This is a genomic window from Psychrobacter namhaensis, from assembly GCF_016107545.1.
Lineage (GTDB): Bacteria > Pseudomonadota > Gammaproteobacteria > Pseudomonadales > Moraxellaceae > Psychrobacter > Psychrobacter namhaensis.
This window is the reverse complement of the sequence record NZ_JABASS010000018.1, coordinates 27,594-50,168: the sequence shown is the minus strand read 5'-3', so window position 1 is coordinate 50,168 and position 22,575 is coordinate 27,594. Positions and strand designations below refer to the sequence as shown.

At 46.0% G+C, this 22,575-nt stretch carries 19 protein-coding genes and 4 tRNA genes; 11 read left to right on the top strand and 12 right to left on the bottom strand.

Going from position 1 to position 22,575, the window contains the following annotated elements; all coding sequences use genetic code 11:
* Nucleotides 1-112 precede the first annotated feature (112 nt).
* The 4 genes from JFC06_RS11340 to hemA form a co-directional block, all read right to left on the bottom strand.
* Nucleotides 113-535: a DUF6691 family protein gene (locus JFC06_RS11340; RefSeq protein ID WP_198335130.1), complete on the bottom strand. Its 423-nt coding sequence runs from the start codon at nucleotides 533-535 to the stop codon at nucleotides 113-115.
* A 77-nt stretch (nucleotides 536-612) separates the two neighbouring features.
* A complete protein-coding gene (locus tag JFC06_RS11335; RefSeq protein WP_198335129.1) occupies nucleotides 613-1,050 on the bottom strand; it encodes a YeeE/YedE family protein in 438 nt (145 codons plus the stop codon).
* 172 nt (nucleotides 1,051-1,222) lie between these two features.
* A complete protein-coding gene (locus JFC06_RS11330; protein ID WP_198335128.1) occupies nucleotides 1,223-2,359 on the bottom strand; it encodes an aminotransferase class V-fold PLP-dependent enzyme in 1,137 nt (378 codons plus the stop codon).
* Nucleotides 2,360-2,944: 585 nt separating this feature from the next.
* Nucleotides 2,945-4,345 carry a glutamyl-tRNA reductase gene (gene hemA, locus JFC06_RS11325; protein ID WP_198335127.1) on the bottom strand — a complete coding sequence of 467 codons (1,401 nt, stop codon included), beginning with the start codon at nucleotides 4,343-4,345 and terminating at the stop codon, nucleotides 2,945-2,947.
* A 515-nt stretch (nucleotides 4,346-4,860) separates the two neighbouring features.
* Here hemA and JFC06_RS11320 point away from each other — a divergent pair.
* From JFC06_RS11320 to JFC06_RS11275, 10 genes are all read left to right on the top strand, one after another.
* Nucleotides 4,861-6,846 (top strand): tetratricopeptide repeat protein, encoded by a 1,986-nt coding sequence (locus JFC06_RS11320; RefSeq protein WP_227670207.1) that lies wholly within the window; start codon nucleotides 4,861-4,863, stop codon nucleotides 6,844-6,846.
* Between the two features lie 177 nt (nucleotides 6,847-7,023).
* The gene (gene lolB, locus JFC06_RS11315) at nucleotides 7,024-7,656 is read left to right on the top strand and encodes a lipoprotein insertase outer membrane protein LolB (protein ID WP_198335126.1); all 633 of its coding nucleotides are present in this window, start codon (nucleotides 7,024-7,026) and stop codon (nucleotides 7,654-7,656) included.
* A gap of 47 nt (nucleotides 7,657-7,703) precedes the next feature.
* Nucleotides 7,704-8,672: a 4-(cytidine 5'-diphospho)-2-C-methyl-D-erythritol kinase gene (ispE, locus tag JFC06_RS11310; protein WP_198335125.1), complete on the top strand. Its 969-nt coding sequence runs from the start codon at nucleotides 7,704-7,706 to the stop codon at nucleotides 8,670-8,672.
* A gap of 161 nt (nucleotides 8,673-8,833) precedes the next feature.
* Nucleotides 8,834-8,909 (top strand) — tRNA-Gln (locus JFC06_RS11305).
* A 244-nt stretch (nucleotides 8,910-9,153) separates the two neighbouring features.
* A tRNA-Gln gene (locus JFC06_RS11300) sits at nucleotides 9,154-9,229 on the top strand.
* A 110-nt stretch (nucleotides 9,230-9,339) separates the two neighbouring features.
* Nucleotides 9,340-10,287 (top strand): ribose-phosphate pyrophosphokinase, encoded by a 948-nt coding sequence (locus JFC06_RS11295; protein WP_193005928.1) that lies wholly within the window; start codon nucleotides 9,340-9,342, stop codon nucleotides 10,285-10,287.
* A gap of 396 nt (nucleotides 10,288-10,683) precedes the next feature.
* The gene (locus JFC06_RS11290) at nucleotides 10,684-11,373 is read left to right on the top strand and encodes a 50S ribosomal protein L25/general stress protein Ctc (protein WP_198335124.1); all 690 of its coding nucleotides are present in this window, start codon (nucleotides 10,684-10,686) and stop codon (nucleotides 11,371-11,373) included.
* Between the two features lie 177 nt (nucleotides 11,374-11,550).
* Nucleotides 11,551-12,132, top strand: coding sequence for an aminoacyl-tRNA hydrolase (pth, locus tag JFC06_RS11285; RefSeq protein WP_198335123.1), 582 nt, complete (start codon nucleotides 11,551-11,553; stop codon nucleotides 12,130-12,132).
* A 100-nt stretch (nucleotides 12,133-12,232) separates the two neighbouring features.
* Nucleotides 12,233-12,613 carry an aspartate 1-decarboxylase gene (gene panD / locus JFC06_RS11280; protein WP_010196068.1) on the top strand — a complete coding sequence of 127 codons (381 nt, stop codon included), beginning with the start codon at nucleotides 12,233-12,235 and terminating at the stop codon, nucleotides 12,611-12,613.
* A 189-nt stretch (nucleotides 12,614-12,802) separates the two neighbouring features.
* Entirely contained in the window at nucleotides 12,803-13,780 is a 978-nt protein-coding gene (locus JFC06_RS11275; RefSeq protein WP_193005922.1) for a calcium/sodium antiporter, read from the top strand.
* Between the two features lie 73 nt (nucleotides 13,781-13,853).
* Here the strand turns inward: JFC06_RS11275 and JFC06_RS11270 are convergent, their stop codons facing one another.
* The 3 genes from JFC06_RS11270 to JFC06_RS11260 form a co-directional block, all read right to left on the bottom strand.
* A complete protein-coding gene (locus JFC06_RS11270; RefSeq protein WP_193005920.1) occupies nucleotides 13,854-14,513 on the bottom strand; it encodes an RDD family protein in 660 nt (219 codons plus the stop codon).
* Between the two features lie 199 nt (nucleotides 14,514-14,712).
* Nucleotides 14,713-14,789 (bottom strand) — tRNA-Arg (locus JFC06_RS11265).
* A 184-nt stretch (nucleotides 14,790-14,973) separates the two neighbouring features.
* Nucleotides 14,974-15,063 (bottom strand) — tRNA-Ser (locus tag JFC06_RS11260).
* A 340-nt stretch (nucleotides 15,064-15,403) separates the two neighbouring features.
* Between JFC06_RS11260 and JFC06_RS11255 the strand changes: the two genes are divergently transcribed.
* Entirely contained in the window at nucleotides 15,404-16,198 is a 795-nt protein-coding gene (locus tag JFC06_RS11255; protein WP_198335122.1) for a hydroxymethylpyrimidine/phosphomethylpyrimidine kinase, read from the top strand.
* A gap of 176 nt (nucleotides 16,199-16,374) precedes the next feature.
* Here JFC06_RS11255 and JFC06_RS11250 read toward each other — a convergent pair whose 3' ends face one another.
* The 5 genes from JFC06_RS11250 to ppx form a co-directional block, all read right to left on the bottom strand.
* The gene (locus JFC06_RS11250; RefSeq protein WP_193005917.1) at nucleotides 16,375-16,944 is read right to left on the bottom strand and encodes a YggT family protein; all 570 of its coding nucleotides are present in this window, start codon (nucleotides 16,942-16,944) and stop codon (nucleotides 16,375-16,377) included.
* 123 nt (nucleotides 16,945-17,067) lie between these two features.
* Complete coding sequence (proC, locus tag JFC06_RS11245) at nucleotides 17,068-17,901, bottom strand: pyrroline-5-carboxylate reductase (protein WP_193005915.1); 834 nt, start codon at nucleotides 17,899-17,901, stop codon at nucleotides 17,068-17,070.
* Between the two features lie 163 nt (nucleotides 17,902-18,064).
* Entirely contained in the window at nucleotides 18,065-19,630 is a 1,566-nt protein-coding gene (tilS, locus tag JFC06_RS11240) for a tRNA lysidine(34) synthetase TilS (protein ID WP_198335121.1), read from the bottom strand.
* A gap of 131 nt (nucleotides 19,631-19,761) precedes the next feature.
* Nucleotides 19,762-20,565, bottom strand: coding sequence for an acetyl-CoA carboxylase carboxyltransferase subunit alpha (locus JFC06_RS11235; RefSeq protein ID WP_198335120.1), 804 nt, complete (start codon nucleotides 20,563-20,565; stop codon nucleotides 19,762-19,764).
* Nucleotides 20,566-20,757: 192 nt separating this feature from the next.
* Nucleotides 20,758-22,293 carry an exopolyphosphatase gene (gene ppx / locus JFC06_RS11230; protein WP_198335119.1) on the bottom strand — a complete coding sequence of 512 codons (1,536 nt, stop codon included), beginning with the start codon at nucleotides 22,291-22,293 and terminating at the stop codon, nucleotides 20,758-20,760.
* Nucleotides 22,294-22,575 lie beyond the last annotated feature (282 nt).

Sequence of the window (22,575 nt, the reverse complement as noted above, 5' to 3'; positions counted from 1 at the left end):
TCGTAACGCATAAAAATACCCCATAAGTTGTGTCCAACTTATGGGGGTCGGTTCAGACTAATAGAATTAGGCTGACCTTTTTTATTTATGCTGCAATGATTCAGTCCACTATTCATTCGCCAAGTCTAGGCTCAAGCCACTGATAGACCAGCATGCCAACTATCATCGCTGGAATAAAAACATAAGCCTGCCATTGCCCTGTCCCTAGCAGCACGATACCAGGTCCTGGACAAATACCGACCAACCCCCAGCCGATACCAAACAGCATCGCGCCGATAAGAAGCTTTTTATTGATCGTTGTCTTCGTTGGCATCTCAATCAACGTGCCAATCCAGCTGGTCTGTTGACGCTGAGCCACCTGCACACCCACGATCGCTACCACAAGACCGCCGCCCATCACCAGCGCAAGAGAAATGTCCCACGCCCCAAAAACGTCCAAAAAACCTTGTACTTTGACAGGGTCAGTCATACCCGATATCAGCAGTCCAAAGCCGAATAGTAACCCTGCCAGTAACCCAATTATATTTTTTATCATTGCTCTGTCTCGCTATTATCTTGTATGACGCTATTATCTTGTATGGATAGTGCTAAATACTGTCGCCTACGCGGCTGTTAAATTAAGCCTAAGACATGGCGACCAAGGTAGACGGTCACGATACCAAAGAACATAAAGATCACTGTCGCTGCCATCGAGCGTGGCGATAAGCGCGCATTCCCGCAGATACCATGCCCACTGGTACAGCCTGAGCCTAAACGCGTCCCAAAGCCGACCAGTAATCCTGCGCCAATGAGCAAGGGCAAGGAGGTAGTCACCTCTATAGCAGGGAGCGGACTTATCAAACCATATAATAACGGCGACACAACCAAACCCAGTATAAATAGGATCTGCCACGCCTCTACGCGCTTGGGCTTTAGCAAACTTGAAAAAATACCACTGATACCGGCAATACGGCCAATACCCAGCAGCAGTATGACCGTCGCTACGCCCAGCAATAAGCCACCCACCAAAGAGATTGGCGTAAATGCTTGCCAGTCTATTTGTACACTCATCATAGTTACCTAAACCAATTTTTATTAAAAGTGGAGTAAATCATTTTATACAAATACATTATATTATAAAATATAATAAAAAGGTAAAAAAATACTGACCCCAGCGTGACGCTAAGGATCAGTATTGGTATTTAGACGTTTATCACCCTAACAAACTAATAAATGACTTAAGTTATTTAGCCAACACTTTTTCAAGTGCGGATTCAAAACGTTGTACCGCCCCGTCTACATCCGTCAATTTATCTAGGCCAAATAAACCCAAACGGAACGTCTTAAAGTTGTCAGGCTCGCCCACTTTTAAGGGGACACCAGCAGCGATTTGCATCCCTGCTTCAGCAAAAGCACCGCCTTTATGCATATCATCGCGATCGGTATAAGCGACGACCACACCGGGCGCTTCAAAGCCTTCGGCCGCAACGCTCTTAACCCCTTTATTTGCCAATACCTGACGGATACGATTCCCCAACTGCCACTGTGCATCACACAGTTTATCAAAACCAATTTCTTTGGCCTCATTGATCGTATCGCGGAACTGACGCAAGCTATCGGTGGGCATGGTGGCATGGTAAGCGTGACCGCCATTTTCATAGGCTCGCATGATGTTCAACCACTGCTTTAAATCTAGGCTAAAGCTATCAGACTCTGTGCTGTCTACTTTTTTAACGGCTGCATCACTGAGCATCACTAGACCGGCGCATGGGGTGCTACTCCAGCCTTTTTGCGGGGCGCTAATAAGGACATCAATGCCCAAATCTTTCATATCTAACCACACGCAACCGGATGCGATACAGTCAATGACCAATAAGCCGCCGACGCTATGGGCCGCATCACTCAACGCTTTGATATAATCTGCTGATAAAATAATGCCTGATGACGTTTCAACGTGCGGCGCAAAAACAATGGCTGGCTTCTCAGCCTTAATCTTTGCAACGGCTTCATCGATATCCACGGGAGCAAACGGTTTTGGCGACTCGCTTTCGTCAGTGCGATTAGCCGTTAGAACAGTTGATGATTTGGCGATTTTGCCTTTTTCTAAAATTTGCGTCCAGCGATAGCTAAACCAACCGTTACGAATAATCAGGCAGTCTTCATCATTGGCCAATTGACGCGCAACCGCTTCCATCCCATAAGTACCAGACCCTGGCACGATCACCACTGCGTCAGCGTTATACACTGACTTTAGTTCGCTAGATAGATCCTTCATGACTTGTTGAAAGACCTTGGACATGTGGTTGAGGGCGCGGTCAGTATAGACCACTGAATACTCTAATAAGCCGTTTGGATCAATATCTTGACGTAATGCGGTCATTGGACGCTCCTAGTTTATTGTTAGATACTTGTATGATTTTTAAATTTTGGCGACAGCAAAATCCATATACTGCCTTCTCTACCATCGCCTTAAGCAATCTCACCCCATACTATTAGCCAATGTGACCACCTCTGTTGTCGAGAAATTACATAGCCCTTAGGTAGCCTAATCGCTAGATACCACAATAGGGAATATGAACTGGATACTAATATTGGTAAGTCATAGACGAGAGTAGGACGCAAGATTGACGATATAGCACGTTATCCTAGCGCTATTGCCGTTGGTTATTGTGTTTTATGGACTATAGTGTGATCGTACAAAACATGTGCGCCATTACAAGCGCTACATGGAGGTAGGCTAATAATAACGATCACTAACCACTGATGAGATGAATAAGTATTAGGCTAAAATAAATGTGCTAAGGCTTTTTCAAACTAGCCGATAGCGTATAACAAAAGTTTATCATCGCTTACTATATTCATAACAGTTTGATACTAGCATTGATATTGAAGGTTGACAACGATACGTTTGCGCCTTGATGGCGTTTGCGGCGTGTATGATTTTTGGCAGTTGAATGGTGGCTATCTATCGGTGGCTACGATGCGCCTCTTGTAATCCTGATACCACAAAGTCTAACAACTCACTGTCGCCTTCGCGGGCAGCCTTACGCATCAGCTTCGATGGCGCGTGTGTCAGGGTTTGGGTCAGGCGCCGTGACAGTTCAGTGATAATGTCCTCAGGGCTAGCATGATTTTGCTGTAGCTTGGTCATGGAATCTTGCAGCAGTTTGTCCACTTGTTCATGAGTGTGCGCCCGATACTGCTGTATATCTTTGCCCACTTGTCGCACTTGAAAGCGACGATCCATCTCAACGACCAATTGACTCACGAGCAGTTCGGCATCGACCGCCGCTTGCCTGCGCTGCTCGATATTGCCCGCAATCACGTGTTGTAGATCATCGACAGAGTACAGATAAACATCGTCGATACGGCTAATGGTCGAGTCAATATCGCGCGGTACGGCTAAGTCAATCATCAGCATTGGCTGATAACGACGACGCTTGAGCGCCTGCAACGTCATGGTTTTATCAATTAATAAATCCATACTGCCACTACAGCTGCTGACAATATCGGCTTCTGCCAGCACCTGTGGCAGTGCTTGTAGAGTTGTGACTTCCACGCGGCGATTGGGATGACGCAGCTCAGCCGCTAGCGCTTCTGCCCGTTCAGGGTTACGGTTACAAATAATAACCCGCCCTACCCCAAGCCCAGCGATGTGCGTGGCAACCAAACGATTCATCTCACCTGCTGCCACGACGAGCAAAGTGCGATTGGGCAAATCGTCAAATATTTGCGTGACTAGCTTGGCCGCCGCAAAACTGAGCGACACAGCCTGCGCCCCAACTTTAGTCTCATTACGCACCCGCTTAGCCGCCGCAAACACTTGATCGACGATCCAGCCAAGCTGATTACTCAAGGCTTGTTGGTCTTGCGCGAGGTGCACTGAGCGTTTGATTTGGCCAAGTATCTGCGGCTCACCCAATATCATAGAGTCAAGACCTGCCGCGACTCTAAGCCAGTGCGTCAATGCATGGGTATCACGATGCACGTAGAGGTGCGGGTCAATCTCTGTGAGAGATAACTGCTTAAAATTAGCCAGCCAAGTTTTAATTTTGATGATATGAGCGCTGATGGCGGCAGAGGAAAGATGAGCGCTGCTGCTAAACGTACTATTAGAAATGGTCGGTGCGGCAGTTTCAGCCACTTGCGACTCTGAAGATGACACGCCTGGATTTTGCACCGTTAAGGTATGCGGGACAAGCGCATAAATCTCAGTACGATTACAGGTAGAAACAATCACACTACCATCAGTAAAGGCCTCTAATTGTTTAAGAGCGACATTTACATCGTCACCCACAAGCGCCAAGCGCTCTCGTAGAGCAACTGGTGCAGTTTTGTGATTGACCCCAATGACCACTAATCTCATTATTGATAGACCATAAACATGACGCTCACCTGCCAACCCCACTATCTTACTATTGTAAAAAGACACTCTGGGCGACAACGCTGAAAGGAAGACCCTAAAAACCGCTCATTATATCATTATTGCCAGCTTTAATTAACATTCACCCAGCTATGAGGGCTATTTGCTTGTATCTGGGCACAGATGTAACAAAACAACTACTTATGTGATTGATAAAACCAATAGTCGAATTTTAGCGAGCGTCCCCCAAAGATACATAAACTATTCGCTTACTTCACATTAACTTGCTATATTTTCAACGTATTCATGCCAGCACTTATACCTAAGTAAAAGCGCAAATACGATCAATCATCAGCAAATGTGCTCGCCACAAACAAGACAGTAGTATTGCTATTGCCAATCTTGCAGTAACACGGGCACTATTGTTTATCGTGTCAATCTACTCATATAATGTTTGTCATGGCGACTCTTTACCAACGTTTAACATGAAATGATTAAAATAAAATTGCTTTATCTATATGGCTTTGCAAGTATCGGTGAGCAATGAGCGAATACGGCTATCTATGATTTTTTTTGGGTCATTGTTTCAATCACAGCGTCGATCACAACGTGCGCATGACGATCAGTCGCGTCTTCGTGATTTATTACACCTCGTTATTGAACGGCTGTGCCAACGTTATAAGCTAACCTTGTCGTTGGCTATTTGTCTGTGCCTATCAGCGCCAGCCACTGCCAGCCACCCCGATGATGCTCTAAAAGCAAATATTCCCATAGTGTCCATTACCCGCCAAAACGATGATGTGACTAGCAATAGTGCGGCAGTGAACGCACCTGTTTATAAAAACGTCCAACCAGTAGAGACGACCACTCATACGAACGGCTTAGCATCGGTAGGCCTATGGCAGCCTGAGTTTAGTGAGCCAAGCTTATATGCCCTATTAGATGCAGAGTTTGCAGCCGATCGTGGTGATAAACGGCGCGCGCTTACTATCTACAAGCAGCAGTCTTTCAAAGAAGATGCGACAGCAGTGTTTGAAAGAGCGCTGAGCCTGTCTTTACGCACAGAAAGAGTTGAAGACTCATTACAGTTTGCGAAATCATGGCAAGACCAATACCCAGATCACGTGCCTGCTTGGTTTTATGTGGCGCATTTGGCCCTACGCGCTCACGATTATCTCCTAGCAGGTGAAACACTAAACCGTATCTTGCGTTATGATCCGCGCGCAGATTTAAGTGAAATTCTTATTGGTATTTATCCCAATAATGATGAGGACAAGCGCGAGTTGCTCGCCGCTCTACAGCCACTCGATAGTGAACAAAACGCCTCCTTATCGGTACTAAAAGCAGGCTTGCTTTACCAGTTTAATGAGCCTGAGATTGCCATTGTCCACATCAACCGAGCCTTAGAACGACAGCCGGACTATGTGCCTTTTATTACCTTAAAAGCGGACATTTTGCGTAAAATTGTCACGGCAGAAACCGTGATCAATTACGTGAGCCAAGCGCGTCTGCGTAATCCTGATAGCAAAAGCTTGTACCTCTATGAGATTCGCTATTTATTGGACTTAAAACAAAGCCAAGAGGCATGGCAGCTATTAATTGAAGCCCATAACCGCTTCAGTGATGACGCTGAGATTACCTTGCTAGCCGCCTTGGTGAGTTTGGATAATGAAAAATACGCGAGTGCCGACCAGCTACTGAACGTACTAGCCAAATCTCCCGCTTATCTTGACCAAGCCTACTATTATCTTGGTATCAGTGCCGAGCGCCAGCAGCGTTTTGAGCAAGCCAAATACTATCTTAATGGGGTGATGCAAGAAGACTTGGTGCTAGAAGCGCGTAGAAAAGTAGTGGCATTTGAGTTGCTCAACGACAATGTTGATGCCGCCATAGCTACCCTAGAAAAACTGCGCAAAGACTTTCCCGTATTCGCTCCTGATACGTTTGTGCTACAAGCCGATATTTTATGGCAGCAAAATGATGCCGCAGAAGCGCTGCGTTTATTAACGCGAGCGGCTCGTAAATACCCTGATAATGAAGCCTTACTGTTTGCTCGCGCCCAGTTACTTGATGACCAAAGTGACTACATCGTTAAACGGACTCTGCTCAATCACTTACAAGCCCTCGATCCTAGTAATTTGTCTTATCAGCTGAGCTACGCCCAGTTATTGCTGGCCAATGAACGCAACTCTGAGCAGGGCCTAGCGCTGGCCCAAGCCATTATCCAAATTCACTACGATGACCCACGCTATGACAATGAGCTGCACCTACAGGCGCTCAACGTGCTAGCAAGTAACGCCTTAGCCAATAAAAACTACCAACAGGTCATCGACTATCTACAGACCCCTTATGATGTGTTGCCCACCCTGCGCTCAGGGACTTTACTCCTACGCGCTTATCAAGGTTTAGGGAACAACGAAAGAGTCGAGACGCTACTGGCAGATTTACAGCAGCGCTTTTCATTTGGACAGCACAATATTAATGACCGCATCCAGTTATATTAAAAGCCTCTTTTACGCTAATCACTCATTTTTACTCGACTGTCTACTGGACAAAGCCCTTAGACGTTACGACTACAAGGCACTTATAAGACACTAACAGCCGCGCATCACTGAGTAACAAATACCTTTTATCCTGATATCTTTATTAATTTGTCCATTTTCTATTTTCGAGAAAACATTATGTCAGCCTCAACCAATTCTTATAAGCCTAATAAATTAGCCCTATTCACAGCCATGACGGCGGCGCTGGTCATCACCTCTGGCTGTCAGTCATTAAAAACCGCCAGCACCACCAATCAGCCAACCACCACCGTCCAAGGCCAAAATGCAGTGCAACCACAAAAGCTTGAAAGCTTTAATATCACGGGTAAGATAGGCGTCACAGTGCCTGCAAAGGACAACACAGGCGCTCAAGGTGGTAGTGCGTTTTATGCGTGGGGACAAGAAAATGATCGCTTTGCCATTGAATTGATCGGCGCACTAGGCATTGGCAAAACCAATATCGAATACAACGGTCAAACCGCCACGTTAGTTAGTGAAAAAACAGGTACTTTGACAGCCGATGACCCTGAGACTTTGCTTATGAAAGCCACTGGCTGGCAAGCACCTATCTCGCAACTGCCCTATTGGGTGTCTGGACGTCCAGCCCCGACAGACAGCGCCCCACAACTGGATGCCCAAAACCGTTTGATCAGCTCGGTCAATGGCGATTGGCGTGCCAGTTTTACCTATAATGGTGCTGATAAACTGCCTAATAAAATCACTGCGGTTCAGCCCCAAGGCAATAAAGTTGTCATGACCATCAACCATTAAACCCCTATAGACTCATCGCCAACCTCTGCTTTTTAAGACAGCTTTTTATGACTGAGAACCTAGCCGTGCCAGCCTCTACCATCACCCGCTTATCACCCGCAAAAATCAATTTATTTTTGCACATCACTGGTAAAAGGGCGGATGGCTATCACGACCTGCAGACCGTTTTTCGCCTGCTCGATTGGGGCGATTATCTGCATTTTTTGATCAAGTGTGATGCAGCCCTGCCGGCTTCAGAGAGTCGACTAGACATCGATGAGCTTTGTCAGCAGCTACTGACATTGGCTGGTGCCGAGTCCATAACGACTTGCATCAGGGATAACCTCATCTTTAAAGCGGCGCGTGCCTTGCTGGTCGCCGCCGTACAGTTAAACAGGCTACCGAAGCAACTACCGCCCGTTCACATTACTTTAGATAAGCATTTACCAATGGGTGCCGGACTAGGCGGAGGCTCTTCCAATGCCGCAACCACTTTATTAGCGTTAAATGAGATTTGGCAGCTTGACTTTACTGGCGATGAACTGATAAAAATTGGTGCAACGGTGGGTGCGGATGTGCCCATATTTATCTTTGGTCAAGACGCCATCGCTATGGGTATTGGCGAGGAGCTAACAGCAATTGATTTGCCTGACCAGCATTATTTAGTACTAACGCCAAGCGCACATGTGAATACGGCCAAGCTTTTTGCCCATCCCAAACTACAGCGAAATATCACGCCGTTATCAGTTGCCACCATTCGAAATCAGTACAATGATTATGTCCAAAATCTCACCGCGCCTTATCAGAATGTTTTTACACCAGTCGTCACAAGCCTTGCCCCTGCAGTCGATGAGGCGCTACAGTATTTATACCGTTTAGAGCCGCAAGCGTTAGGGACAGCCCGTATGACTGGCTCTGGTAGCGCGGTGTTTTTGCCGCTGGACGCGAGTGTGGTTAGCGACATGGCACTTGTGGCAAGGTGGATTTCAGAAGCACCTTGTGCCGGCTACGTGGTAGGGAATTTACCGCAGTATTGATAGCGGTTAAACCATCAGTCATCTAAATGACGACAGCGGTAGGATTAACCGACTTAATTTGCTAGAATAGCGCCAGCATTCACCTATTATGAATAAAAGCCAGAAAAAGGCGCAAATGACTTGCAAAATCTAAATATTTATTTATAATAGGTCGCCAATATAGGGGTATAGCCAAGTTGGTAAGGCATCAGGTTTTGATCCTGACATCCGTTGGTTCGAGTCCAGCTACCCCTGCCATTTTTAAGTTCGAAAGCGTTTGATGTGCATTTATTTAGGTGGTTGTCACATAGCCACTTATCTTATGATCATTGACAACGCCATCCCAGTTTCGGTATAGTTCGCAATGGACACCGCTAGGGAAAGTTATGTTTAAGACGGTTTATCCGTTTTTTAGATAACAATCAGGTCGTAACGCCACGCTAAGAGTGACTATTACTACAAGTTACTCGTAGATATCGGACGTTCACAGCCTAGACATTACAGGGGTATAGCCAAGTTGGTAAGGCATCAGGTTTTGATCCTGACATCCGTTGGTTCGAGTCCAGCTACCCCTGCCATTTTTTACTGTAATAGTATACTTCAGCCCTTTTCACCACTCTTTTCTTAATTTGAGCAGTTTGTCACTGCTTAGCGGTCGCTGCTTGAGTCAATCAATAGGACTTCTGTCATGCCTTATTTGGCGATTTTTACGGGTAATGCCCACCCTGAATTAGCAAAAACCGTAGCCGATCATCTTCACATACCTCTTGGTAAAGCTGACATCACGCGTTTTTCTGATGGCGAAATTGCCGTGGAAATCAAAGAGCACGTACGCGGTAAAGACGTGTTTATCATGCAGCCTACTTGTGCACCGACCAACGATAATTTGATGGAAATCATGATGATGGCGGATGCCTTGCGTCGCTCTAGTGCTGGCCGTATCACTGCCGTTATGCCGTACTTTGGTTATGCCCGTCAAGACCGTCGCCCGCGTTCAGCTCGTGTGCCTATCTCAGCCAAAGTCGTTGCTGACATGCTGAACATCGTCAGTATCGATCGCGTCATGACCGTTGATTTGCACTCAGACCAGATTCAGGGTTTCTTTGATATCCCTGTTGATAATATCTACGGCACGCCTGTGCTATTAAACGATCTACAAAAACAAGATTATGACAACATCATGGTGGTTTCACCCGATGTCGGCGGTGTGGTGCGTGCACGCGCAATGGCCAAGCAGTTGGGTGATACCGACATGGCAATTATTGATAAGCGCCGTGCCCGTGCCAATGAGTCACAAGTCATGCACATCATCGGTGATGTTCGTGACCGTGATTGCGTGATCGTTGATGACATGGTCGATACGGCAGGTACGCTGTGTAAAGCCGCCGAAGCGCTAAAAGAAAACGGTGCGCGCCGCGTCTTAGCTTACATTACCCACCCTGTGTTATCGGGTAATGCGCTACAAAACATCAGCGAGTCGGCATTGGATGAAGTCGTTGTGACCGATACGATTCCATTGTCTGCTGCTGCCAAAGCTTGTAGCAAAATTCGCCAAGTAAGCATTGCACCGATGCTGGCTGAAAGCTTGCGCCGTATCAACAACGAAGAATCTATTAGCGCCATGTTTGACGTTTAAGCATTCACTGTATCTTTTGCTAGCGATGTTCGTTATAGCAGTCAAGCAATAGTCAAAAAACAGCGTCAAGTGACCCCACTTGGCGCTGTTTTTTGCCTCCGCCTTTTGCGTAGGTCTTTATTATTATTATAAAAACACGTATAATGCGCGCCTGTGCCGACCGTTTTCTTGATTTAATCGGGTTGGCATTATCAAAAGTGCTGATCATGCTTTTAATAACGACGGTCATGCAATGACTATCATAAAATCGTTATCAGGAGTAAATGGCTATATTTAGGTATTGTGCGTTTTATCAGCAACCATAAATCTTAGCTATCATCACGTATTAGTGGATTGGTCGCAAATCCACTTTTTTATGACCAGACACTTCATCATTCTTTTTATAGGATTATATCCATGAGCATTAATCATTTTGAACTAAACGCCGTTGATCGTTCTGCTGAACAACAAGGTAAAGGTGCGAGCCGCCGCCTACGTAAGCAGAACCTAGTTCCTGCTATCATCTATGGTGGTAACGCAGAACCAACAGCAATCTCTATCAAGCTTAACGAATTGGTAAAATCACTTGAATTCGAAGCGTTTTTCTCGCACATCTTGACCATCAATGTAGACGGCGAAGAGCATCAAGCAGTTATCAAAGACTTGCAACGTCACCCTGCTAAAGGCTTCCCAATGCATGCTGATTTTCAGCGCGTTGTAAAAGGTCAAAAAATCCACATGAATGTTCCTGTGCATTTCACTGGTCGTGAAGATGCGCCTGGTACTGCTGCTGCTGGTGTACTATCTACCCTAGTATCTGATATCGAAGTCATCTGCATGCCATCACAGTTACCTGAATATCTAGAAGTAGATGTATCTGGTATGGAAATCGGTGATTTGTTCCGTCTATCAGACATCAAACTTCCTGAAGGCGTTGTGATTCATGAGCTTGAGCTAGAAGACGGCCATGACCGCACGATCGTTAACATGCAGCCACCAACGGTTGAAGAAGTTGATGAAGATGCTGACGACGTTGATGCTGATGAAGTACCTGCTACTGAGCAAAATGCTGATGGCGCAACTGAAGAGAAGAAAGACGACGAGTAATATACCACTTCTATGTAGCGCTTTGTTTTATGCTACGTAGTAACAGATTCGTTTAGTCAGCAAAACAGCAGGTGATTAAAATCTCCTGCTGTTTTTGTAAGTAAGGTTTGAAAACACACTGTCTGTTGCCGTTTTCAGCCTTACGCATTACTTATCAAATTCAAGCAGGGTGTTTTTATGGCCATAAAACTTATTGTCGGTCTTGGCAATCCTGGTCAGCAGTATATGTTTACGCGTCATAATGCTGGATTTTGGTTTGTCCATCATTTGGCGCAGCAGTTTAATATTACGCTCGCCCCTGACAAAAAATTCCATGGGGTAACAGGACGTGGGCAAATTCATGGGTCTGATGTGCGTTTGTTGATGCCGCTTACCTTTATGAATAAATCCGGTCAATCAGTGGTGCCGATGGTTAATTTTTACGGCATTGATAATGATGAGTTGTTGATCGCTCATGATGAGCTCGATATTCCAGCTGGCAGTATCAAACTTAAAACGGATGGTGGCCACGGTGGTCATAATGGGCTACGTGATATCACCCCGCACATTGGCAATGATTTTCATCGTCTCCGTATTGGTATCGGCCACCCAGGTCATAAGTCTAAAGTTAGTGGACACGTTCTTTCGAAAGCGTCTCCGGATGAGCAGATCGCTATTGATAGCGCTTTAACCGCTGCTTTTGAGGCGCTACCATTACTGTTAGATGGTGACGTTGAAAAAGCACGCTCACAAATTAATGGTTTTAAGTTGCCTGAATAATGGAATGGCTCTATTATAGTGGCCTTTTATTTTGGTAATTTTATCCCCATTAACCTTTTGATTTAGTTACTTAATATCAGTTACGCTAAGGAAGCAACTTATGCTACTTAATATGCTTAAATGCAAATTACACCGAGCGCGCGTTACCCATGCCGAGCTTCATTATGAAGGCTCATGCGGTATCGATGGTGATTTATTAGATCTTGCGGGTCTACGCGAAAATGAGTCTATCGATATCTATAATGTGACCAATGGCAAGCGCTTTCGTACCTATGCTATTCGTGCAGAAGCAGGCTCTGGTATTATCTCGTTAAATGGTGCGGCGGCGCATATGGCAGATTTGGGCGACATCGTCATTATCTGTGCTTATGCTCATTTTGATGAAGTGGAAGCGTCAACGTATCAGCCAAAATTGGTCTACTGTAACGAAGACAACACCGTTAAAGACACCGCAAACATTATCCCTGTACAAGTTGCTTAGCATGGCAAGATAACGAGGTTTTTGGGTAAAGCAAGGGTGAATAGCAAACTAAGCCGTTGAATTAATTGTTATTATTACCAAAAACCTCCATGCTAAGATGAAAGCTGAATCTTCATTTCGATTCAGCTTTTTTTTTGCCATTTTTATTGATTAAACTCACATTTTCATCATACACAAGGAATCATACTGATGTGGTTGGCAGTGATTGCAATACTGATTGGACTGGCAGTTTTAGTTTGGAGTGCCGATGTTTTTATTGATGGGGCGACCGCACTGGCAAAGAAGTTTAGTGTTCCTAGCTTCTTAATCGGTGTTTTGATATTAGGAATAGGGACGTCCGCACCCGAGATGGTGGTATCCGTGTTGGCAGCCTTAGAAGGCAGCCCTGAGTTGGCACTGGGCAACGCCTATGGCTCTAATATTATCAACATTGCCCTAGTACTGGGGGCAACCGTCCTAATCAGCCCTATTATCATCCGTAAGGCTATCATAAAGCGGGATTTACCTCTTCTATTACTGGTTACCGCTATAGCCGCGTGGCAGCTGCGTGACGGATTATTAAGCCTAACTGATGGCATCATACTGTTAGTGTTGTTAGCTATCGTATTAGGCATGCAGATCGTGCTCAGCTTACGTGAAGGTTATCATGAGCATGAGGATGAGGTGGTAGTCGCGACTGACCCAGATGAAGTAGAACTAAGCATCGCACGCGGTCTTGGTAGTTTGTTTCTTGGTATGTCAATGCTGGTCATAAGCTCGCGCGCTATCGTTTGGGGCGCTGTGGAGCTAGCCACGCTTTGGGGTCTCAGCGAGCTGATTATCGGGTTGACGATTGTCGCTGTGGGTACATCACTGCCTGAACTGGTATCAAGCTTGTCAGCAGCGCGCAAAGGCGAACATGATATGGCGCTTGGCAACATTATTGGCTCGAACATCTTTAACACATTGGGCGTTGTCGGTCTTGCCGCACTAATAACACCAATCACAGTCAATCCAATTATCTTGTCTCGTGATGTACTCGCGATGGGTCTCATCACTTTGTTACTCGTTGCGCTGTGCGGCTTTGCTTTCTTGACGAAGCGACAGTTTGGTCGTACTTCTGGCGCCACACTGCTGCTCTTTTTTGTGGGTTACACAGGGTGGCTCATTCAAACTGCTATTATGTAAATTTTAGACCTTATAGCATGCATTGCTACACCGTTCACTGTCATAACTTGACACGCTTTACTTACTAACCAAGTTACTTGTCTTTTTTGCGGTTTTTAAAGCCACGCCATAACCCTTCATGCGCTACTTTTGGCATTTTTAGGGTAATGGTGTTGGACAGCATGTCTTGCACCGCTAAGCCGCGACGATTAAACAAGCAAAACACGTAATTGAACATCAGGCCAAAAAAAGCACCGGTTAGTAGTACAGCCCGTGACCCACCAATTAAGCTGCCAATAATGCCAAACAGTAACGGCATCAAACAAGCGGCCAAAATACGTTTAAAAGACTGTCCCCACGTCAGCAGATGGCCGGCGTTATTAACCGTTTTTAAACGCCATGTTTGCATACCTAGCGTCTGCCCACCGCGGCGCCAAAATATCCCATAAAACGCCACCAGCGTCAGTACAAAAGAGGGCGTCATAACGACGTTTTGATACCAGGTTGGCAATGACTGCGCTTGCGATGACTGCGACCCTGTCTCCATGGTCATCAAGGTCCCAAGTACCGTGAGCACGGTGCCCACCAAAAACAGCAGCGCTAAAATCAACATGCCATCATAAAGAATGGCCACGACACGCGTCATGGGCTTCGCAATGGTAGGTTCTTCAGCGGAATTTTGCTGCACAGAGGCGTTTTGAGACTTTGCTTTAACAGCAGCTTTTGACGGGCGTTTAGATAAACTCTTTGACATGGTACCAGCTCATAGCAAGCAGTGAATAGTAGCTCTATTGTACCGTAATTCCCGCTCTTATCGTACATTATCCTAAGACGCTACTGAACCAAGGCATAAGGTTTAAAAAAATTGCGGACATAAAAAAATCGCCAAATTGTCATAAGACAGGCGATTGATTTAGTATTTCTTCAGCTTGGTAGACAAGCTATTATGCAAATGGTGCGCCTGGAGAGATTCGAACTCCCGACCCCTTAGTTCGTAGCCAAGTGCTCTATCCAACTGAGCTACAGGCGCGTATTTTGCACATTATCCACTGCGTTGTTAAAAACAATTGCAGTAAATTAGGTTGGTCATTATATAGATAATATCGCTTGTGTCAACATTTTTATTCATTAAAACAAGATATTTTTTGATTTAATAGCTAAAAAACATTTAACGCCAATATGTGGCGATACCACTCTCATAACAACTGAATAAATGGCGGTGAAGGAGGGATTCGAACCCTCGATACGCTTACACGTATGGTTCCTTAGCAGGGAACTGGTTTCAGCCACTCACCCACTTCACCGAACGATATAAAACGCTTATAAGGCCATAATAAAAAAGCAGTATAAACAGAGTATCAATGCTAATGATACGTCTTATGTCGTGGGCGAGTATTATAACAAAGCCAAAACGAATTGCAAGCGTTGTCTACAGATTTAATGAAGCTTTTGGCATAATTAGTCCTTTATCTCAACTTATGCCACTTTAAAACAGTAGTTTTCTCATACCAATAACCTCTACTCTGTGTAAAAGTGCCTGTAGTTGTGAGACCCGCTAAGTGGCACAAGACGGTGATGGCTTTTTTAGCGGCAGGTGGCTATAGTATTTATTATTTACTTCACCCTACATCAATAGGAGCTGTCATGCGACCAGTGGTACTGTGTTTTTCAGGATTGGACCCATCAGGCGGTGCTGGATTACAAGCGGACATCGAGGCCATCGGACAAGCAGGCGCCCATGCCACCATCGCGTGTACGGCGATCACGGTACAGGACTCACAGCAAGTCTTTGGTTTTGAAGCCTGTGCTGCAAGCTTGGTAAAGGCGCAAGCAACCGCGGTGCTTGATGATCTACCTGTTGCTGTGATCAAGTCAGGGATGCTTGGTACCACGGACAATATTACGATGCTGACCCGCTTGTTTGCCGAGCGTGTTATCACTGACCAAACCCCTTTTGTATTAGACCCAGTGTTGGTCGCCAATAGTGGCGGCAGCTTAGGCGATGAGAAAACCTTAGTTGCGGCCTTTAGAGAACTGTTGCCTTACGCCACCTTAGTCACGCCAAACAGTCATGAGCTGCGCGCGTTAAGCGGTGAACAAGACTTGCATACTGGCGCGCAAAAATTATGCGCACAGGGTACCTATGCCGTACTGGTGAAGACCTCACATGACTTTGATAGCGGTGATATCGAGCAGTATTTGTATATAGAAGGTAAGATGGTGCATCAAAGCACTTTGCCGCGTTTAGACGGCGAATTTCACGGTTCGGGCTGCTCGCTGGCCAGCTTTATCGCTGGACGGTTAGCGATGGGAGATGGACTTGTCGATGCCGTCAAAGCGGCAGACAGCTGGATTACTCAAACCTTACGCGCAGCTGATGTCCCCCACCCAAGCAACGCCACGGCCCAATTGATACCCAACCGCTTTGTTAGCTTTTAATTTACTTTTCCCGTCCACTATCGTAAGAGTCGTTTAAAAGACGATAGGGCTACTGGGATTGGCTTGTCTCAATCTCTAAAGTATCCAGCATAAAAAAGGCGCTCTATATCAATAGAGCGCCTTTTGCATAAGTATTTTATTGTGGCGCAAGTTTTATTTAAACTGACGCGACGCGCTTAGCCCAACATTGGCATAAAGTTCGCTGCAATCCCACCAATAAATATCTCAAGTAAATAAAAAGCCAGAAAAGCGACCATTGGCGATAAATCGAGCATGCCTAAGTTTGGCGTAATACGGCGAAACGGTGCCAAGATAGGTTCAGCCAGATTAATGATAATACCGATAATGGGATGCTCAGATCTGGTAAATACCACAATCCAGCTGACAATAATTGAACCAATCACCAAGTAGCGGCACATGCGTAAAAAGTCTAGAAGTAAGCTGGTTGTGCCAGTGAAAAATAACGGTACAGGCGCAATGCCTTTATGCGTTAACGCCGCTTTGCCAGAGATATCAATCAGACGAATTAAAAACATCAGCACGATAGCAGCAAGACTGATACGGCCTTGTGCCACAGTTGGAAAAATACGCCCAAACACGTCGACAATATGGGTTGCTTTGTAAGCAGGTGCAATCATCGGGTTTCTTGCGTCCATGCCTGCAAACTGTAGCATAAAGCGGATAAACACCAACATCATGGCGACGGTGGTGACCAAATCAAAGATTTGAAATAACATGTTGTTCATGAAGTGCTACTCAATATGACATTAATAACAGGTTCTAGGATGACAAATGTCATGATTAGATGCTTAACGTTACCACTCAGGTGCGCCATTCCTTGTAGAAAGTGCCACACCTGACGTGGCTGACTACTTACCCATTTCTTCACTTAAAGCTTGACTGCGATCGTAGCACGCTTGCATGGCTTCACCGATTTGGCGACCGATCTCATTGCCTTGCATCGACTCAATCGCGGCTTGGGTGGTACCATTCGGCGACGTCACTTTTCGGCGTAGCTCAGCAGGCGCATCGTCACTACCCATCGCCATTTTTGCCGCCCCTAGCATGGTTTGCATGGCGAGCGCTGATGCTTGTTCTTGATCCAATCCCAACGCGATTGCTCCATCGACCATCGACTCGATGAAGTAAAACATGTACGCTGGCGCTGAACCTGATACGGCCGTGACCGCATGCATGTGCTCTTCGTTATCAACCCACATGACCAACCCTGAGGCTTCCATCACCGCAGTTGCCAGTTCCTTTTGTTCGGCTGAGATATCGTCCGTACCATAGAGACCCGTGGCGCCCATCTGAATCATAGCTGGTGTATTTGGCATCGCGCGCACGATATTGCGATAACCGTTTAACATACCAGATAAGATCTCAGTTGATAGTCCTGCCGCTACCGAAATGACCAATTGATTGTCCAAAGCATCAGCAAAGGCACCAACGACCGCTTTCATAACTTGCGGCTTCACAGCCAGGACGACAATGTCAGCATCGACAATAGCAGCGGTTGAATCAGCCGTAGGATCTACCGTATTCAATCCTTTAGCAGCAAGTTGTTCACGCGCATCACTACTCGGATCAGCCACCGTAATGAGATTCGGTTGGATACCGCAGCTGACCAGTCCGCTAATCAAAGCCTGTGCCATGTTTCCGCCGCCGATAAAGCTGATTTTTTTATTATCTAATACTGACATACTTGTCTCCTACTCACAAAATTCAAAAGTATTCAAACTAACATAATGCTAGGTAAAATGACACTCAGTTTACCATACTGCTACTGTCACCGTTTGCTAAATTCAAGCCGCTAATTACTGCCCTATTCTTCGACAAACTTCTTAAATAAGAATGAATAAATTGTTAGCGTGTATGATTTGAGCATAAATGACTGTCAATAAAGACAGCAAGCGTTTGCGCTTCGGTACGCATGGCCAAATCATCAGTACTTAATATCCATCTATCAAAAGGTGAGAGTAACAAGATAGGTATCTCATTTTCTACCGTTTCTGCATTTAAAAACGTCATACTGACCACAATCAAACTCTCGCGTAACCAAATGGGAATACCCAGTGTTTGATACAGCTTTTTGCCCGATTGCGGGCGTGTAGACAATGCCGTTTTGAGGCGCTGTTGTCGATCTAATGGCCGTATTTTCAATGCTGTCTGATGCCCTACCTCACCCGCAGGATTGTCTAGCAGTCGCACCAACGCATTTGGCGCAACCTGCAATTGCCAAATAACGTCCTCGCTCGTGCGTAAATTGATGGATAAGGGCGAACTGTCCACTGAGCTCACATCAGGCAAAACAATGTGAGCCAATGTCCGCTCTTGCGCTGTTATGGGTATGTTAAGCCACGCTAGCCAGTCACTACTCAACCGATAAAGCTGCTGGCGATAGCGGCGGATGGTATACGCGTGTTTCCGGCCTTGCCAAAACAGCTCGGTTTGATGGTTGTGATCACTGCGTTGACTTAGATTTAATACATCATCTACCAGCTGCTTGGCAGGCGGCAGCGGCTCATCTTGGCCTAACCAATGATGCAATAATTGCCGCTGACGATAAAGCGGTAGTTTGGCTAATTTATCAACATTTAACACCCGCTGTAGCGGTGGCTGTTGTAGTGAGCTAATTGTTGTCTGCTGCAAATCTTGAGCCGCTTGTGCTCGGACAGTGGTGTCTGCATCGCTTAGTAGCTGAGCGCTACGAGCAATATTATCTATAACGTTTGGATTGTATTTTGCCAATACAGGCATGATGTCACGCCGCAGTCCACTACGCACATTATCACCAGTCGCATTGGTTGGGTCATCGATATAAGGGAGCTTTAAACGTCTGGCATAGGCGCTAATATCGGCACGACGTATCGTGAGCCAAGGTCGCCATAGCACCATCCGATGCGCGCCCTGCGACTGTACACGCCAAGGCTGCATACCCGACAAACCGCTGACGCCTGCCCCTTGGATCAGTCGCATTAATACCGTTTCTGCTTGGTCATCGGCATGATGGGCTAGTAATAAAACATCCTCTTGATTCATATACGCGCGCATGACGTCATAGCGTGCTTGGCGTGCGGCTTGCTCATCACTTCCAGTGACTTGCGCTGGTAGAATATGACAAGGCATCTGCTGCGCTTTTGCCCAGTGGGCGACGTGCGCCGCCCAATGCTGACTATCGGCTTGCAGGCCATGATCGACATGTAACATCTGCGGTAAAAGTGACAACTTACCTTGACGATAGAGCTGCACACACAGCGCCGCAAGCGCCAATGAATCACGGCCCCCACTACATGCCAGCCAAATACGCCGAGCATGCAGCTGTGCGCCATACTCCGCCATACTATTCAAGAAAGCCGCTGCCAAGTGTTCATCGCTTGGCAGCGCTGCTATTGGCTCAATAGGATAGGGTATAATTGCGCTGCTGGTCATAATCCGCCTTATTATTTTGATAATGATATAAGTGAGTGGACATATAATTGAATGAACATATAAGTAAATGGCATAAAAAAACGCGCCATTAAAAGGCACGTTTTTATTTTAACATTAAGGATAACCCTCTATTAGCAAGGTAACATCACTTCTGAATTAAAAGACTTGAGTTTTTCGTAGCGTAACTCGCAGCGTTCCTGCGCATCCAGAACTTTAATCTCATCTAATTGTTCGGTAATAAGCGCTTTTAAGGCATCCATGACGGGCTGCGGCTGGAGATGAGCACCCTCACCTTCATCAATGACGGCATCAATCAAACCCATTTGATACAGATTGATCGCATTTAACTTCAGTGCTTCACTGGCATCTTGGGCTTTTTCGGCGGTTTTCCACAAGATAGACGCACAGCCTTCTGGCGAGATGACCGAATAGATGCTGTTTTGGAGCATGTTGACTTTATCACCAACCCCAATGGCGAGCGCGCCACCTGAGCCACCTTCACCAATAATCGTGACGATCACAGGTACTTTTAGGCTAGAAAAAACCGCGATACTTTCGGCGATGGCTTGCGCCTGACCGCGCTCTTCTGCCCCAATACCAGGGTATGCGCCTTGAGTATCGACAAAGGTCATCACAGGGATATTAAAGCGCTCAGCCATTTTGACCAACCGGATTACTTTGCGATAACCTTCAGGATTGGCCATACCAAAGTTGTGAGCGATACGCTCACGAGTGCTGCGACCACGATGTTGACCGATGACCATCACCGGCTGGCCATCAAAGCGGGCAAGGCCGCCAAGAATGGCTTTATCATCGGCATAGGCACGGTCGCCATGTAACTCATCAAATTCGGTAAATAGCTGGTTAACATAGTCCATAAATAATGGACGCTTGGCGTGTCGTGCAAGCTGCACACTATCCCAGACAGTGCTCATAGACGCTTCCCTTTAATCATTATACTTAATGTATGTATGTTTAAGAACAATATCGTTATCGGTATTCAGATAATGAAAGTACAGTTGTAAACTCAATAGAAGCTATAGTAGCACATCTTATATAGCATGACATTACTGACAAAGCAGGTTTTGTTACGTTAATCTTTAACGCAATAATCGCAATCGTAACGACTAAAAGCTGTCAGCCTCGACCACACTCAGCTTCACACCCCACTTAGCAAACTGATCAATCTCAGTACGCAGATCGGACAACAAGAAAGCATAATGCTCACTACTGTCAGTCACGGTGATTTGCCAACTGTTATTCTCAACAACGTTTAACTGTAATTCTGGTAACCCATGATCGCTACGGCTGTGATGCGCCAATACTGCAAGACGCAGTAGCAAACACAGATAAACCAGCTGATCACCGCCGACATTACAAGTCTGCTCTAACATATCTGCTTTGAGCTTGCGACGATGATTGAGCATCAGCTGCGCCATACGCTTTTGATCGACTTGTGAAAACCCAGGAATGTCTGAGTATTCGAGCAGATAAGCACTGTGCTTATGATAGCTGCTATGACTAATCGCCAGCCCTATTTCATGTAAAAATGCCGCACGCCTGAGCAAATCACCGTCTTCATTACTGAGGGCAAGCTTACTCTTTACTTGCTCGAACAAATGGCGACTGGTCTTTACCACTTGTTTGGCTTGCTTTTTGTCCCCTGAGTAACGCTTGATCAGTGCCAACACACTACGGTCACGCACATCTTCACTCGCAAAACGGCCAAGCATGTCATACATGACGCCTTCACGTAATGCCCCATCCGAGTACGTAATGGTGGCTATACCCAGTACTTTCATCACCGCGCGCAGCACCGCGACGCCTGCTGGGAATACCGCTTTACGATGCTCTTTGACACCTTCTAAATCAATGTCATTCACATTACCAATTTTGGTGAGGAGCTTCTCTAGTTTTTTGACCCCTTTGTAAGTGATGCGTTCTTGCTCATCGGCCCAGCCTTTGGAGACAAGGACATTGCGCACCGCTTTAATCGTACCACTGGAGCCGATCACACTACTCCAACCCGTTTTTTGATAACGGCCACTAATCGCTAGCACTTCTTTGCGCGCGCCTGTAATCGCATTATTAAACGCCTCTTTGGTAATCAGACCATCAGCAAAATACTTTTGGGTAAAGGCGACGCAGCCCATCTGTAAGCTCTCGGTCAATAACGGATCGAACTCTTGACCAATGATAAACTCTGTCGAACCGCCACCGATATCAATGACCAAGCGTTTGTCGCTACTGGCATTGGTGTGGGACACGCCCAAATAAATCAATCGCGCCTCTTCACGTCCCGCGATAATCTCAATCGGTTTGGGCAAAATTTTATTGGCACGAGCGATAAAGTCGTTGGCATTTTTGGCTTGGCGCAGCGCATTGGTTGCAACCACCCGAATACGCTCAGGTGGCACCGAATCCAAGCGCGCGACAAAACGGCTGAGACAGTCAAGTCCGCGTGTTTCTGCTGCGGCACTTAGGATATTGTTTTCGTCCAATCCAGCAGCAAGCTGCACCTTTTCAGACATAGAGACTACTTTTCGCACCTCACCATGGTCAAGACGCGCAATGGCCAAATGAAAACTGTTGGAACCAATGTCAATGGCGGCCATCATTTCATCATCAGTGAGTGGTGGGTTTGTAAGATAATCAATAGGCATAGGAGAGATCATTACCGTGTTGGATAAATGAGAAAAGACAGGAGTTAAAAATCAGGCGTTTGCCACTCACAACCATCATCAAAAATAAATATGTGTGGGCATCGACGCAATTTTCGCCATTAAAGCATTTATGTTATAAGCTGGCAAGTGACACCCAACCCTAGCACAAAGGTAAGTCACGCATACACCGCATAATAGAGGCACGCGCGCCATCTATTACTTGTGTTAACTATATGGGTTTGCTACATTGAAAGCCATCAGTATTACACTAAATAACAGCAA

Bases quoted from the DNA above. Each gene is read 5' to 3' on its own strand.
- JFC06_RS11270 (WP_193005920.1), bottom strand. From the start codon at position 14,513: ATGTCAAAGAGTTTATCTAAACGCCCGTCAAAAGCTGCTGTTAAAGCA.
- JFC06_RS11235 (WP_198335120.1), bottom strand. From the start codon at position 20,565: ATGAGCACTGTCTGGGATAGTGTGCAGCTTGCACGACACGCCAAGCGT.
- pth (WP_198335123.1), top strand. From the start codon at position 11,551: ATGGCCATAAAACTTATTGTCGGTCTTGGCAATCCTGGTCAGCAGTAT.
- ispE (WP_198335125.1), top strand. From the start codon at position 7,704: ATGACTGAGAACCTAGCCGTGCCAGCCTCTACCATCACCCGCTTATCA.
- hemA (WP_198335127.1), bottom strand. From the start codon at position 4,345: ATGAGATTAGTGGTCATTGGGGTCAATCACAAAACTGCACCAGTTGCT.
- JFC06_RS11320 (WP_227670207.1), top strand. From the start codon at position 4,861: ATGGCTTTGCAAGTATCGGTGAGCAATGAGCGAATACGGCTATCTATG.
- proC (WP_193005915.1), bottom strand. From the start codon at position 17,901: ATGTCAGTATTAGATAATAAAAAAATCAGCTTTATCGGCGGCGGAAAC.
- JFC06_RS11250 (WP_193005917.1), bottom strand. From the start codon at position 16,944: ATGAACAACATGTTATTTCAAATCTTTGATTTGGTCACCACCGTCGCC.
- JFC06_RS11330 (WP_198335128.1), bottom strand. From the start codon at position 2,359: ATGACCGCATTACGTCAAGATATTGATCCAAACGGCTTATTAGAGTAT.
- lolB (WP_198335126.1), top strand. From the start codon at position 7,024: ATGTCAGCCTCAACCAATTCTTATAAGCCTAATAAATTAGCCCTATTC.
- JFC06_RS11335 (WP_198335129.1), bottom strand. From the start codon at position 1,050: ATGAGTGTACAAATAGACTGGCAAGCATTTACGCCAATCTCTTTGGTG.
- JFC06_RS11295 (WP_193005928.1), top strand. From the start codon at position 9,340: ATGCCTTATTTGGCGATTTTTACGGGTAATGCCCACCCTGAATTAGCA.
- ppx (WP_198335119.1), bottom strand. From the start codon at position 22,293: ATGCCTATTGATTATCTTACAAACCCACCACTCACTGATGATGAAATG.
- JFC06_RS11340 (WP_198335130.1), bottom strand. From the start codon at position 535: ATGATAAAAAATATAATTGGGTTACTGGCAGGGTTACTATTCGGCTTT.
- JFC06_RS11290 (WP_198335124.1), top strand. From the start codon at position 10,684: ATGAGCATTAATCATTTTGAACTAAACGCCGTTGATCGTTCTGCTGAA.
- tilS (WP_198335121.1), bottom strand. From the start codon at position 19,630: ATGACCAGCAGCGCAATTATACCCTATCCTATTGAGCCAATAGCAGCG.
- panD (WP_010196068.1), top strand. From the start codon at position 12,233: ATGCTACTTAATATGCTTAAATGCAAATTACACCGAGCGCGCGTTACC.
- JFC06_RS11255 (WP_198335122.1), top strand. From the start codon at position 15,404: ATGCGACCAGTGGTACTGTGTTTTTCAGGATTGGACCCATCAGGCGGT.
- JFC06_RS11275 (WP_193005922.1), top strand. From the start codon at position 12,803: ATGTGGTTGGCAGTGATTGCAATACTGATTGGACTGGCAGTTTTAGTT.